Genomic DNA, 12,311 nt, shown 5'->3' on the forward strand with positions numbered 1-12,311 from the left:
GACATCTATGGCTGGCACATCTCAACACGGCAAGGCGTTCATTCGTCCCAAGAAGAAGGCTCACCTTCTCGTCATCGAGGCGCGCTTTCACGACGATCTCGCCGACGCACTGCTCGATGGGGCGACAAGTGCGCTCGACGAAGCGGGCGCGACTTTTGACGTCGTCACTGTTCCCGGTTCGCTTGAAATTCCCGCGGTGATCACCTTCGCGCTCGACGGCATGGCCGAAGGCGGGACGGGCTATGACGGTTTCGTCGCCCTCGGCACGATTATCCGTGGCGATACCTATCATTTCGATATCGTCGCCAATGAATCCAGCCGTGCGCTCATGGACCTGTCCGTGCAGGACTCTGTATGCATCGGCAATGGTATCCTGACCACCGAGAACGATGCGCAGGCGTGGACGCGGGCCAAGCGCTCCGAAGGCGACAAGGGTGGTTTTGCCGCGCGTGCGGCGCTGACCATGATCGCGCTGAAGGAACAATTGGGAGCGCAATCGTGAGCGAACCCGCTTCGCCCGGACAGCCCGCGGTGCGCCACGCCAACAAGCGCGGCGCTGCCCGTCTGGCCGCCGTGCAGGCGCTCTACCAAATGGATGTCGCCGGCAGCGGCGTGTTCGAGATCACCGCCGAGTACGAGGCGTTCCGTCTCGGCAAGGAAGTCGACGGCGCGCTCTATCGCGAGGCGGACGCGCAGTGGTTTCGCGCCATCCTGAGCGGCGTCGTCGAGAACCAGAAGACCATCGACCCGAATATTCGCCAGGCGCTGACCGACGACTGGCCGCTGTCGCGCCTCGATTCGACGCTGCGTGCCATCCTTCGCGCGGGCGTCTACGAACTGATGAAGCGCGAGGACGTTCCTGTCGCGGTCATCGTCACCGAATATGTCGACATCGCCAAGGCCTTCTACGAGGAAGACGAGCCGAAGCTGGTCAATGCCGTGCTCGACCGCGTGTCACGCCGGGTGCGTGGCGAGGGACGCGGCAAGGACGCTTCGTGACCGCCATCGCGGTCGAGGCGGGCAAGGAGGCGCGGCGCACCGCACTGATCCTCGCCGCCTCGCAGGCGATCATCGGCTCGGCGGCTCCCATCGCCATTTCCATGGGCGCGCTAGCCGGGCAATATCTGCTCGGCGCCGACAAATCTCTGGCGACCGCGCCTATCACCGGCTTCAATCTCGGTGTGGCGCTCGGCGCCTTGCCCGCGGCCGCCATTATCCGCTGGCTGGGGCAGCGTGGCGGTTTCATGACCGGAACGGTGATCACCGCGCTCGGCGGGCTGGTCGCCACCCTGGCTTTGTTCCACGGCAGCTTCTGGCTGTTCGCGTTCGCGCTGCTCGTCATCGGTGTCGGCGGGGCCTTCGTCCAGCAGTTCCGTTTTGCCGCGGCCGACAACGCGCCGCCGGCGTTCAAGGCCCGCGCCATCTCCTTCGTGCTCGCCGGTGGCATCATCACCGCCATCCTCGGGCCGCAGATCGTCATCTTCACGCGCGAATTGTTCGCACCCGTCATGTTTGCCGGTTCATTCGCCTCGATCCTGCCGCTGGCGGCTGTCGGCGCCGTCATCCTGTCGTTCCTTCGTTTGCCGTCGAGGACCGCGAGCAAGGTGGACGTTGTCGACGGCGATGCCCGACCCCTTTCCGAAATCGTCACCAAGCCGCGTTTCGTCGCGGCGCTCTTCTGCGCCGTCGGCAGCTACGCGCTGATGAGTTTCGTCATGACCGGCGCGCCGCTCGCCATGGTGGGCTGCGGCCTGTCGGAGAACGATGCGACGCTGGGCATCTCCTGGCACGTCATGGCGATGTTCGGGCCAAGTTTCTTCACTGGCTCGCTGATCCATCGCTTCGGTGCCGAGCGCATTGTCGCCATTGGCCTGCTGTTGCTGATCGGCTGTGCCGTCGTTGCCTTGTCGGGCCTGGCGCTGTGGCAGTTCTGGACGGCGCTGATCCTGCTCGGCCTCGGCTGGAATTTCAGCTTCATCGGCGCCACCGCCATGGTGGCGGCCAGCTACCACCCTTCCGAAAAAGGTAAGGTGCAGGGCTTCCACGACTTCGTCCTGTTCGGCTCCGTCGCCTGTGCGTCGCTGATGTCGGGCATGGTCTATAATGCCTGGGGCTGGATGATGCTCAACTGGATGATCTTTCCGGTCGCCGCACTTTGCTTCGTGGCACTCGGCGCGCTTAAGATCACAAGCTTGCGACCGGCTTGACGCGAATTTGAAGCTATGCGTCCGGCGGCAGAACCTGAAGCACCCGCGCTATAAACATGTGGAACTCAGCCATGTAATTGCGCAGGAAATCCTCAGTGGATTCAACCGTCACCTCGCCGTCATCCGTGATCAGTCCCGGCGTGAACTGGATATAGGCTTCGGGTGCATTCATCTGCGGTGAGTTGCAGAAACTCAGCACGCTGCGCAGGCTTTGTTGGGCGACAGCGGTCGCGATGGCGCCCGGCGATGTTCCAATGACGGCCGACGGTTTGCGCGCGAATGAATTTTTGCCGTAGGGGCGGCTGGCCCAGTCGATCGCGTTCTTAAGTCCGCCGGGAATCGAGCGGTTATACTCCGGGGTGACGAAAAGCACGGCCTGAACGGAGGCGATCGCCTTTTTGAAAGCCTGGGCGGCCGGCGGGAAATTGGCGTCGTAGTCGTAGCTGTAGAGAGGCAGATCCTTGAAGCCGATTTCCGTCATTTCGAGCTCGGGAGGGGCAAGTTGAACGAGCGCCTTCGCGAGCTTGCGGTTGATGGATGCCTGGGCAAGGCTGCCGATGAGATAACCGACCTTGTGTATGGCCATGACACGCTCTCCGTGTTTGCCGCCACCCGCACGGCATTATCCACCCGATAGAGGCCAATCGCCAGCCCGCTCTTGCGGCGAAGCCCAAATCGGCGCGTCCGGAACAAAAATATTGCGCGGGTCCCCCTTCATATGAAACCGTGTGCCCCGACTGGCCGTTGAAGCCATGCTCATATGCGGCCACCGCATTACGGTTCATAGCAAGGGGTTTTCACGATGTTTTCAGTCAAGGTTCTGGCCAGCGCGGCGATGGCGTTCGCCATCACAACGGCTTCCGCTAGCGCTCAGGTCGTCGTCTCCTCGAAGATCGACACCGAGGGTGGCGTGCTCGGCAACATTATCCAGCTCGTCCTCAACGCCAACAACATCAAGACCACGGACCGCATCCAACTCGGCGGCACGCCTGTGGTGCGCAAGGCGATCACCGCCGGCGAGATCGACATCTATCCCGAATACACCGGCAACGCCGCCTTCTTTTTCGAAAAGGCCGATGACCCCGTGTGGAAGGATGCCGCCAAGGCCTATGAGACGGCCAAGAAGCTTGACTACGACGCCAACAAGATCGTCTGGCTGTCACCGGCGCCGGCCAACAACACCTGGGCGATCGCCCTGCGCAAGGAAGTGACGGATGAGAACAAGCTCGTCACGCTGTCGGACTTCGGCAAATATGTTGCCGGCGGCGGCAAGGTGGTCCTGGCGGCCTCCGCCGAGTTCGTCAATTCGGCGGCAGCCCTTCCGGCCTTCCAGACTACCTATGGCTTCACGTTGAAGCCGGACCAGCTGATCACGCTATCGGGCGGCGATACAGCAGCGACCATCGCGGCCGCCGCCAACCAGACCAGCGGCGCCAATGCTGCCATGGTCTACGGCACCGATGGGGGCATCGCGCCATCGGGCCTCGTGGTGTTGACTGACGACAAGGGCGTGCAGCCTGTCTATCAGCCGGCGCCGATCATCCGCGAATCCGTGCTGAAGGAGCACCCGGAGATCGAAACGCTGCTGAAGCCGGTCTTCGCCAAGCTCGATCTCGTCACGCTGCAGGAACTGAACGGCCGCGTGCAGGTCGGCGGCGAGCCGGTCAAGGGCGTCGCCGAGGACTTTTTGAAGAAGAACGGGTTTTTGAAATAGCTACGCGTCGATAAGTGACGTCAGTGCGAGGCGCCTCATGACCCCGCGTTTCGATAAGCTCGGCGTGGTCATCGCTGCACTCGCGGCTTACGCCGCGTTTCTCGCGCCATTCGCCACCTTCCGCGCCAACCGCATCGTTCCCGGCCAGGCACGCTCTATCCTCGAGGCGCTGCCGCAGGCGATAGGGCCGTTGCTGCTCGCGATCATTGTCGTGGTGGCAATCATCGCGCTCCTCAAAACGCCGCTCGTCTTGCGCCTTGCAGCGAGCGTCGTGGCGCTTGTCGCGCTGGCGCTGCTCATCGGCGTCGCCGGCACATTTCTCACTCCGGCCGGCAATACCTTTGCCCGGGTCTCGCCGGCATCCGGCTTCTGGATTCTTATCTTCGCCTTTACGCTTTTGCTCGCCGACGTGCTGACCCGGCTCAACCTGTCGCCCTCGGCGCGCGTCGGCGTGCTTGTCGTCGCGGCACTGGCCATCGGCTTGCTGCTGATTTCGGGACGCTGGGACAGCCTCTCGATCCTCAAGGAATACTCCAACCGCGCCGACAGCTTTTGGGCCGAAGGCTCCAAGCATGTCACCCTTGCTCTCGGCTCGTTGCTTGCCGCCGTGATCGTCGGTCTGCCGCTCGGCATCCTATGCCACCGCGTCGAGAGCCTGCGGGCCGGCGTCCTCAACGTCTTGAACATCATCCAGACCATTCCCTCGATCGCGCTGTTCGGGCTGCTCATCGCGCCGCTTGGCTGGGTCGCGGCCCANGCATACGATATTACAAGGTGACTGGAGTTCAGACGTGTGCTCTTCCGATCTAACGTGCTCAACATCATCCAGACCATTCCCTCGATCGCGCTGTTCGGGCTGCTCATCGCGCCGCTTGGCTGGGTCGCGGCCCAGGTCCCGGGGGCCGCCGCGCTAGGCATCAGGGGCATCGGCACGGCGCCCGCCTTCGTCGCCCTGTTCCTCTATTCGCTTCTGCCGGTGGTGGCCAACACCGTGGTCGGCCTTGCCGGCGTGCCGCGCGCCGCAAATGACGCGGCGCGGGGCATGGGTATGACGGACCGCCAGCGCCTGTTCGGTGTGGAGTTTCCGCTGGCCTTTCCGGTGATCCTCACCGGCATTCGCATTGTCCTGGTGCAGAATATCGGTCTTGCCACCATCGCCGCGCTGATCGGCGGCGGCGGTTTCGGCGTGTTCGTCTTCCAGGGTGTCGGCCAGACGGCGATGGACCTGGTGCTGCTTGGCGCCGTGCCGACCGTGGCACTCGCTTTTGCCGCCGCCATCATCCTCGACGCTCTGATCGAAATGACCGCCACCAAGCGCAGGGTTGAAACGGCATGATCGAAATCGAAGGCATCACCAAGCGCTATGACGCGACCACTGTCGTGGACGACGTCTCGATGGTCATCGAGCCGCGCACGGTCTGCGTCATTGTCGGTACTTCGGGCTCCGGCAAGACGACGCTGCTGCGCATGATCAACCGGCTGGTCGAACCAACCGCCGGCGTCATCAAGCTCGACGGTGCCGACAATCGATCGGTACCCGGTTACGGACTGCGCCGCAGCATCGGCTACGCCATCCAGGGCCACGGCCTGTTTCCGCATCGCACGGTGGCGCAGAACATCGCCACCGTCCCGGTGCTGCTTGGCTGGGACAAGGCGCGCATCAAGTCCCGCGTCGACGAGCTGATGACGCTCTACCAACTCGACCCGCAGGAATTTGGCCCGCGCTACCCGCACGAACTGTCCGGGGGCCAGCAGCAGCGCGTCGGCGTTGCCCGCGCGCTCGCCGCCGAACCCAACGTGCTGTTGATGGACGAGCCGTTCGGCGCACTCGACCCGATCATCCGCACCAAGGCGCAAGAGGATCTGCTGGCAATCCAGAAGCGCTTCGGCACCACCATCATCCTCGTCACTCATGACATGGAGGAGGCCGTGCATATGGGTGACAAGATCGCGGTGATGGATGCCGGCAAGCTCGTGCAATATGCAAGGCCGGCGGAGATCCTGGCGAACCCGGCTAGCAGCTTTGTCGAGACCCTGGTCGGCGCCAGCGAAAGGCCGTTCAGGCTGCTGTCGCTGGGGCGGGTACGCGATGCGGTGGAGCAGGGCGGTGCCGAAGGCGAGGCGATCCCCGGCGACGCCAGCCAGCGTGACGCGCTCGCGGAACTTCTCTGGTCCGGCAAGCCCGCGCTGCCGGTGAAGGGTGCCGACGGCAAGCCGATCGGCCGCGTCACCGTGGACGGACTGGTCAAGCGCGCGGCGAGGCCGGCATGAAGGCCTGGCTGCCGCTGCTGCTCAGGCTTGCCTTGGTGGTGTTGCTTGTTGCCTTCATCACCAGTCCGGCTTGGTTCGAGCCGTTGTTGAAGCCGCTGACCGAAAACAACGCACCCGTAATCTACAACCAGGGTAGCCTGCTGACGCTGACGCTGCTGCATCTGCGCACCGTGTTGATCGCGACCGTCGCCGCCACCATCGTCGCGGTGGCGCTCGCCATCCTCGTCACCCGGCCGGCTGGCGTCGAATTTCTGCCGTTGTCGCGCAGCCTGGTCAACATCGGCCAGACCTTCCCGCCGGTGGCGGTGCTGGCGCTCGCCGTGCCGGCTGTCGGCTTCGGCGAGAAGCCGACGCTGATCGCGCTGTTTCTCTACGGACTGTTGCCAATCTTCGAGAACGCACTCACCGGGTTGACGACCTTGCCGGCCAATGTCGTCGAGGCGGCACGTGGCGCCGGCATGACCGGCTGGCAAAGGCTCACCAAGGTCGAGTTGCCGCTCAGTGCACCGATCATCCTTGGCGGCATAAGGCTCTCCGTGGTGATCAGCCTGGCCACGGCCACAATCGGCTCGACGGTGGCCGCCAAGACGCTCGGCGAAGTGATCATCGCCGGCCTGCTATCCAATAATCTCGCCTTTATCCTGCAGGGGGGCCTGATCGTGGCGGCGCTTGCCGTGCTGATCTATGACGGACTGTCGGCGGTCGAGCGATACACGGCGCGCCGGATGGGCCGCGAAGCGGAATGACCTCGGGGAGACCGGCGGTCTGCCCCGGATGTCTGATTCAATCGATCTAAATCGAAGGCCTTGTCGGCTCTGTCGTCCCGGTTTTTGTCTTTTGGGCGAAAGCCGGGCAAAAACCGAACAATATCTTGACGTTCGCGGCCCTGTTTCGCATACACCGATGCGAAGAGGCGGATTCCGCGCGCGGAATCCGTTCTTTGTCTCAACGGCCCAGGGAGGGGTTCTTTTGGGCCAACAATCGAGGAAAATTCGGCAATGACCATTATTTCCGCCGTCATCGCCTGCGGCCTGCTTTCAATCCTATACGCCATCTGGGCGACACGTTCGGTCCTCGCGGCCGATCAGGGCAATGCACGCATGCAGGAAATCTCCGCCGCCATCCGCGAAGGCGCCCAGGCCTATCTGGCGCGCCAATACACCACCATCGCCATCGTCGGAGCGGTCGTGCTCGTGCTCGCCTGGTGGCTGCTGTCGATCACCGCCGCCATCGGCTTCCTGATCGGCGCCGTTCTCTCGGGTGCCGCCGGCTTCATCGGCATGCATGTTTCGGTGCGGGCCAATGTACGCACCGCGCAAGCGGCTTCCAACAGCCTCGCCGCCGGCCTCGACATCGCTTTCAAGTCGGGCGCCATCACCGGCATGCTGGTGGCCGGCCTCGCTCTGCTGGGCGTTTCCATCTATTATCTCATCCTGACCCATTTCATGGGTCTTCAGCCCAACGATCGTATCGTCATCGACTCGTTGGTCTCGCTCGGCTTCGGCGCCTCGCTGATCTCGATCTTCGCCCGTCTCGGCGGCGGCATCTTCACCAAGGGCGCCGATGTCGGCGGCGATCTGGTCGGCAAGGTCGAAGCCGGTATCCCGGAGGATGATCCGCGCAACCCGGCCACCATCGCCGACAATGTCGGCGATAATGTCGGCGACTGCGCCGGCATGGCCGCCGACCTGTTCGAAACCTATGCGGTGACGGTTGTCGCCACCATGGTTCTCGCCGCCATTTTCTTCGGCGGCACCGCTGTCCTCGGTGCGGCGATGCTGTACCCGCTCGCCATCTGCGGCGCCTGCATCCTGACCTCGATCGTCGGCACCTTCTTCGTCAAGCTCGGCTCCAACGGCTCGATCATGGGCGCGCTCTACAAGGGCCTGATCGTGACCGGCCTGCTGTCGATCGTCGGCCTCGGCGTCGCCACCTCGGCCACCCTCGGCTGGGGCGAGGTCGGCACCGTCGCCGGCATGACGATCACCGGCAAGAACCTGTTCATCTGCGGCCTGATCGGCCTGGTGGTGACCGGGTTGATCGTGGTGATAACCGAGTACTACACCGGCACCAACAAGCGCCCGGTCAACTCCATCGCCCAGGCGTCGGTGACCGGCCACGGCACCAACGTCATCCAGGGCCTGGCGGTCTCGTTGGAATCGACGGCACTGCCGGCAATCGTCATCGTCGGCGGCATCATCGCCACCTACCAGCTCGGCGGCTTGTTCGGCACGGCGATCGCCGTCACCACCATGCTCGGCCTCGCCGGCATGATCGTGGCGCTCGACGCCTTCGGCCCGGTCACCGACAATGCCGGCGGCATTGCCGAAATGGCGGGCCTTCCCAAGGAAGTGCGCCACTCCACCGACGCGCTCGACGCGGTCGGCAACACCACGAAGGCGGTGACCAAGGGCTACGCCATCGGTTCGGCTGGCCTCGGCGCGCTGGTGCTGTTCGCGGCCTACTCGAACGACCTGAAGTTCTTCGCCGCCAATGGCGACAAATATCCCTACTTCCAGGGCATGGGCGAAATCTCCTTCGATCTCTCCAACCCTTACGTCGTCGCGGGCCTGATCTTCGGTGGCCTGATCCCGTACCTGTTCGGCGGCATCGCCATGACGGCGGTCGGCCGCGCCGCGGGCGCCATCGTCGAGGAGGTGCGCAAGCAGTTCCGCGAGGATCCGGGCATCATGGCCGGCACCTCGAAGCCGAACTATGCGCGTGCGGTCGACCTTCTGACCAAGGCGGCGATCCGGGAAATGATCATCCCGTCGCTGCTGCCTGTGCTGGCGCCGCTCGTCGTCTATTTCGGCGTGCTGCTGATCTCGGGCTCGAAGGCGTCCGCCTTCGCCGCGCTTGGCGCCTCGCTGCTCGGCGTCATCGTCAATGGCCTGTTCGTCGCCATCTCGATGACCTCGGGCGGCGGCGCCTGGGACAACGCCAAGAAGTCGTTCGAGGACGGGTTCACCGACAAGGACGGCGTCAAGCACCTCAAGGGCTCCGAAGCACACAAGGCTTCGGTGACCGGCGACACCGTGGGCGATCCCTACAAGGACACCGCCGGCCCGGCGGTCAACCCGGCGATCAAGATCACCAACATCGTGGCGCTCCTGTTGCTGGCCGTGCTCGCGCACGGCTGAGCGGAAGCGGTTGAAAAAAACCCGCGGGGAGCGATCCCCGCGGGTTTTTCATGTCAGCTGACTGGTCGCTTGGTCCGGCATTTGGACGCCGCGTGCGCGACGCCGCTATTCTCCGGTTTCTTCCCGCTTGCTGCCTCTGCGGTACTTAGCCAACAGATCATCCACGCTCGGCTCCCGTTCAGGCATGGGCGGCAGGCCGCGTACCTTTCGCAGCATGGAGACAAAAGCACCGCGTTGGTATTTGCGGCGAAACTCGACGGATCTCGGATGAATGCCGCATACAGCCCAAACCCTGCGTTTCAGATAGCTGGATTTCTTCAGGCGAGACGGCACCACCGCCGCGGCAAGAACCTTGACACGCAGGTCGTCCGGTATGCGCATGCGATCGATGAGTTCCTCCTGCTCCATCGCCGTGTCTTCGAGATAACTGCCGCTCCGCTGGCCGGAGAAGATGCTCAGCACCGTCAGATGCGGCATGGTCGCGATCACGGCTCCCTTTCGCCAAGCCCGGAAGAGCCAGTCCTGCGAACTTTCGCAAGAGCATTTGCCGGCAGGCCGCCAGGTGCCGAGCCAGTCCAACGACGCCCGCCTGACCACCTGTGCCGATCCGTATCCGGCCGTGACGACGGGATCGTAAAAACCGTCTTTGCCCATTCCGTAAATCGAGGTCTTGAGAGCATCGCCCCTCGTCCGCACCGGTTCGATGATGGCGCCGCGAGCGATGACGACATCCGCACCGGTCGCATCGATCCATCCCGTGGTTGCCGCCAGATGATCCGGAAACCAAAGGTCGTCGTGATTGAGCACGGCGACAAGCCGGCCGCGCGCCCTGGCAAAACCGATATTGTTGGGGCCGGATTGCTCGCCGAAATTGACGGGCAGGTCTATATAGAAGATGCGCGGATCGGCGAATTCGGCGATGATCGCCGGTGTCTCAGGGCGACAGTCGTCGCCGATCACCAGAATTTCAAAATCCTGCAGCGTCTGGCGCAAGACGCTGAACAGGGTTTGCCGCAAGGCCGCGGGACGATTGTGGGTGGCAATCACCACCGAGACGAGCGGCACGCGCTGCCCTGCTGCATGCGACCGGCGCGATCCTTCCACGCTACACCAGCTTGTAAGGGATTTGTTCGGTGTCCGGTGGCAGGCGCCAATGGTCGGGCGCGTCGTAGGCATAGGCCTTGTCGACGAGATTGAGCAGCAGGGCGATCTCCGGCCCGAGCGCCGTCACGCCGTGCCACACGCCTGGCGGGATTATGACGATCGCCGGCCGCAACGCGCCGAGTATCTTGTGCCACACCGTGCCGAAACTGGGCGAAGCCTTTCGGCCGTCATAGAGCGATATGCGGACGCTGCCGGCACAACAGAAGAGCCGATCCAGCGTCACCTTGTGCGCGTGCCAGCCGGTTACCGCGCCTGGATACATCGTGCGTTGAAACACCTGGCCGACAGGCGATGGATCAAGTCCCCACTCATCCCGAAAAACCTCGGTCAGATAGCCGTTGGATGTAGCGACCGGCCTGATTTCCTTGATTGTGACGCCATCGATCGACGGCGGATCAATGGCAAGCCAGTCTGATGTCACCGTCTGCCGGTCGGGTGTCCCGGTCGCCATCCAGCCATCCGGCATCGCATGGTCGTCACTGCTCATGTCCAAGTTCCCCAGCCTGGCGGTTTGATATGGGTTTGCCCCATCACTGGCAAGCCGGGCCCCGTTAAACAGAAACCCGTGGGATCGCTCCCACGGGCTTTTGGTCGCCTGAGACATTTCTGTTCCCCAAAGTCAGGGAAGCAGGATTCTAGCGATCAGGGGGTGCCGCCGCCGGGAATGCCGGGCGCCAGCTTGCTGGCGCCGTTGATGATCTGGCTGAGGAAGTTCTGGTCCTTGCCGCCGGTCGGCGTGGTGCGCGAAATGAAGTCGAAGATCTTGCCGTCCTTCAAACCGTAATTGGCGATCTGGGTGACGCGGCTGTCCGGGCCGAAATAGACCGCCAGCACTTTCTGGTCGACCAGCCTCGGCTTGTCGAATGCGACATAGCGCTTGCGCGTCTGCGAAATATAGTAAAACGCCTCATTGTCGAAAGTCGCCGTGGTCGACGGCGTGCCGAGCGCCAGGAGCACCTGCTCGCGGCTGGAACCGACCGGCACCGAATCGATCGCCTGCTGATCGAGGACATAGCCCTGCGTGAACGTCTCGCTCGGATTGAGGTCGCCGATCATCTTGTTGGTGTGGCATGCCGACAGCGCCGCAACGATAGCCAGCAGCGAGATCACGCCGGCAGCCCTGGAATTGAAACTCGACTTGAAATTCAGCGCGCGCAACAACAATTCTCCATTATATCGCCGCAACTTGCGCTGGGCCGCAAAACCGGTAAACCAGCTTGCTTGCCGATGCAACAAGGCCAATTCAACAAACGGTCCCCGGAGACCATCCCCATGTTCCAGCGCCTTTTTGGCCGCGAACGCCACGCCAACCGCGCCATCACCGACGCGCTTTACGCACAAATCGTGGCGGCGGCGCGGCAGACTGTTTTTTATTCCCACTGGAATGTGCCCGACACGCCGCTTGGCCGTTTCGAGATGCTTTCGTTGCACATGTTCCTGGTCCAGCACCGCTTGCGTGGCGAGGACGGCGTGGCGCAAGAAATCGCGCAGGTGCTGATCGACGAATTCTTTCTCGATGTCGATCATTCGCTGCGGGAACTGGGCATTGGTGACGTGGGTGTGCCAAAACGCATGAAGAAGCTGGCGAAGATGTTCTATGGCCGCACCGCCGCCTATGATGATGCGCTGGAACGAAGCGACCATGACGGTCTGACCGCGGCACTTGCCCGCAATGTCCGTCCCGACGCCGGCGGCTGGCCGGAAGCGTCACGTTTGGCCGGGTATGTCGCCGAGGCCAGCCGGCAACTGAGTGCGCAGCCGACCGAATCGATCGTTGCCGGCACTGTGGCGTTTCCTGTAGCCAACGGAGGCTGA

At 63.3% G+C, this 12,311-nt stretch carries 12 protein-coding genes and 2 pseudogenes; 10 read left to right on the forward strand and 4 right to left on the reverse strand.

Features of this window, described 5'->3' with window-relative positions; genetic code table 11:
• The first annotated feature begins 7 nt into the window (after positions 1-7).
• From ribH to X739_RS147755, 3 genes are read left to right on the forward strand one after another with little or no spacing between them, the layout of a single operon-like run.
• On the forward strand, positions 8-502 hold the full coding sequence (gene ribH, locus X739_RS147765; RefSeq protein ID WP_023773266.1) for a 6,7-dimethyl-8-ribityllumazine synthase: 495 nt from the start codon (positions 8-10) through the stop codon (positions 500-502).
• A complete protein-coding gene (gene nusB, locus X739_RS147760) occupies positions 499-999 on the forward strand; it encodes a transcription antitermination factor NusB (RefSeq protein WP_023795068.1) in 501 nt (166 codons plus the stop codon). Before ribH ends, nusB begins: the two co-directional genes overlap by 4 nt.
• Complete coding sequence (locus X739_RS147755) at positions 996-2,207, forward strand: MFS transporter (RefSeq protein WP_023773264.1); 1,212 nt, start codon at positions 996-998, stop codon at positions 2,205-2,207. Before nusB ends, X739_RS147755 begins: the two co-directional genes overlap by 4 nt.
• Before the next feature lie 13 nt (positions 2,208-2,220).
• Here the strand turns inward: X739_RS147755 and X739_RS147750 are convergent, their stop codons facing one another.
• Positions 2,221-2,793, reverse strand: a complete 573-nt coding sequence (locus X739_RS147750; protein ID WP_023773263.1) for an NADPH-dependent FMN reductase — start codon at positions 2,791-2,793, stop codon at positions 2,221-2,223.
• Between the two features lie 249 nt (positions 2,794-3,042).
• Here X739_RS147750 and X739_RS147745 point away from each other — a divergent pair, with 249 nt between their 5' ends.
• From X739_RS147745 to X739_RS147730, 6 genes and pseudogenes are all read left to right on the forward strand, one after another.
• Positions 3,043-3,921 (forward strand): ABC transporter substrate-binding protein, encoded by an 879-nt coding sequence (locus X739_RS147745; protein ID WP_245273902.1) that lies wholly within the window; start codon positions 3,043-3,045, stop codon positions 3,919-3,921.
• Positions 3,922-3,958: 37 nt separating this feature from the next.
• Positions 3,959-4,675: pseudogene (locus X739_RS1000000168175) on the forward strand (ABC transporter permease); the annotation flags it as partial.
• A gap of 54 nt (positions 4,676-4,729) precedes the next feature.
• Positions 4,730-5,257, forward strand: a pseudogene (locus tag X739_RS1000000168180) (ABC transporter permease); the annotation flags it as partial.
• Positions 5,254-6,192 carry an ABC transporter ATP-binding protein gene (locus X739_RS147740; protein ID WP_023795069.1) on the forward strand — a complete coding sequence of 313 codons (939 nt, stop codon included), beginning with the start codon at positions 5,254-5,256 and terminating at the stop codon, positions 6,190-6,192. The pseudogene X739_RS1000000168180 and the gene X739_RS147740, both read left to right, overlap by 4 nt.
• Positions 6,189-6,938 (forward strand): ABC transporter permease, encoded by a 750-nt coding sequence (locus X739_RS147735; protein WP_023773260.1) that lies wholly within the window; start codon positions 6,189-6,191, stop codon positions 6,936-6,938. The genes X739_RS147740 and X739_RS147735 overlap by 4 nt, the downstream gene beginning before the upstream one ends.
• 252 nt (positions 6,939-7,190) lie before the next feature.
• A complete protein-coding gene (locus X739_RS147730) occupies positions 7,191-9,332 on the forward strand; it encodes a sodium-translocating pyrophosphatase (RefSeq protein ID WP_023783053.1) in 2,142 nt (713 codons plus the stop codon).
• 105 nt (positions 9,333-9,437) lie between these two features.
• Here the strand turns inward: X739_RS147730 and X739_RS147725 are convergent, their stop codons facing one another.
• From X739_RS147725 to X739_RS147715, 3 genes are all read right to left on the reverse strand, one after another.
• Positions 9,438-10,397: a glycosyltransferase family 2 protein gene (locus tag X739_RS147725; protein ID WP_245273891.1), complete on the reverse strand. Its 960-nt coding sequence runs from the start codon at positions 10,395-10,397 to the stop codon at positions 9,438-9,440.
• A 40-nt stretch (positions 10,398-10,437) separates the two neighbouring features.
• The gene (locus X739_RS147720) at positions 10,438-10,983 is read right to left on the reverse strand and encodes a dTDP-4-dehydrorhamnose 3,5-epimerase family protein (RefSeq protein ID WP_051407651.1); all 546 of its coding nucleotides are present in this window, start codon (positions 10,981-10,983) and stop codon (positions 10,438-10,440) included.
• 155 nt (positions 10,984-11,138) lie between these two features.
• Positions 11,139-11,654 (reverse strand): outer membrane protein assembly factor BamE, encoded by a 516-nt coding sequence (locus X739_RS147715; RefSeq protein ID WP_023773257.1) that lies wholly within the window; start codon positions 11,652-11,654, stop codon positions 11,139-11,141.
• 114 nt (positions 11,655-11,768) lie between these two features.
• Between X739_RS147715 and X739_RS147710 the strand changes: the two genes are divergently transcribed.
• A complete protein-coding gene (locus X739_RS147710; protein ID WP_023773256.1) occupies positions 11,769-12,311 on the forward strand; it encodes a ubiquinol-cytochrome C chaperone family protein in 543 nt (180 codons plus the stop codon).

Source organism: Mesorhizobium sp. LNHC209A00 (assembly GCF_000502915.1).
Classification (GTDB): domain Bacteria; phylum Pseudomonadota; class Alphaproteobacteria; order Rhizobiales; family Rhizobiaceae; genus Mesorhizobium.

Bases quoted from the DNA above. Each gene is read 5' to 3' on its own strand.
- ribH (WP_023773266.1), top strand. From the start codon at position 8: ATGGCTGGCACATCTCAACACGGCAAGGCGTTCATTCGTCCCAAGAAG.
- X739_RS147750 (WP_023773263.1), bottom strand. From the start codon at position 2,793: ATGGCCATACACAAGGTCGGTTATCTCATCGGCAGCCTTGCCCAGGCA.
- X739_RS147745 (WP_245273902.1), top strand. From the start codon at position 3,043: ATGGCGTTCGCCATCACAACGGCTTCCGCTAGCGCTCAGGTCGTCGTC.
- X739_RS147740 (WP_023795069.1), top strand. From the start codon at position 5,254: ATGATCGAAATCGAAGGCATCACCAAGCGCTATGACGCGACCACTGTC.
- X739_RS147735 (WP_023773260.1), top strand. From the start codon at position 6,189: ATGAAGGCCTGGCTGCCGCTGCTGCTCAGGCTTGCCTTGGTGGTGTTG.
- X739_RS147730 (WP_023783053.1), top strand. From the start codon at position 7,191: ATGACCATTATTTCCGCCGTCATCGCCTGCGGCCTGCTTTCAATCCTA.
- X739_RS147720 (WP_051407651.1), bottom strand. From the start codon at position 10,983: ATGAGCAGTGACGACCATGCGATGCCGGATGGCTGGATGGCGACCGGG.
- X739_RS147710 (WP_023773256.1), top strand. From the start codon at position 11,769: ATGTTCCAGCGCCTTTTTGGCCGCGAACGCCACGCCAACCGCGCCATC.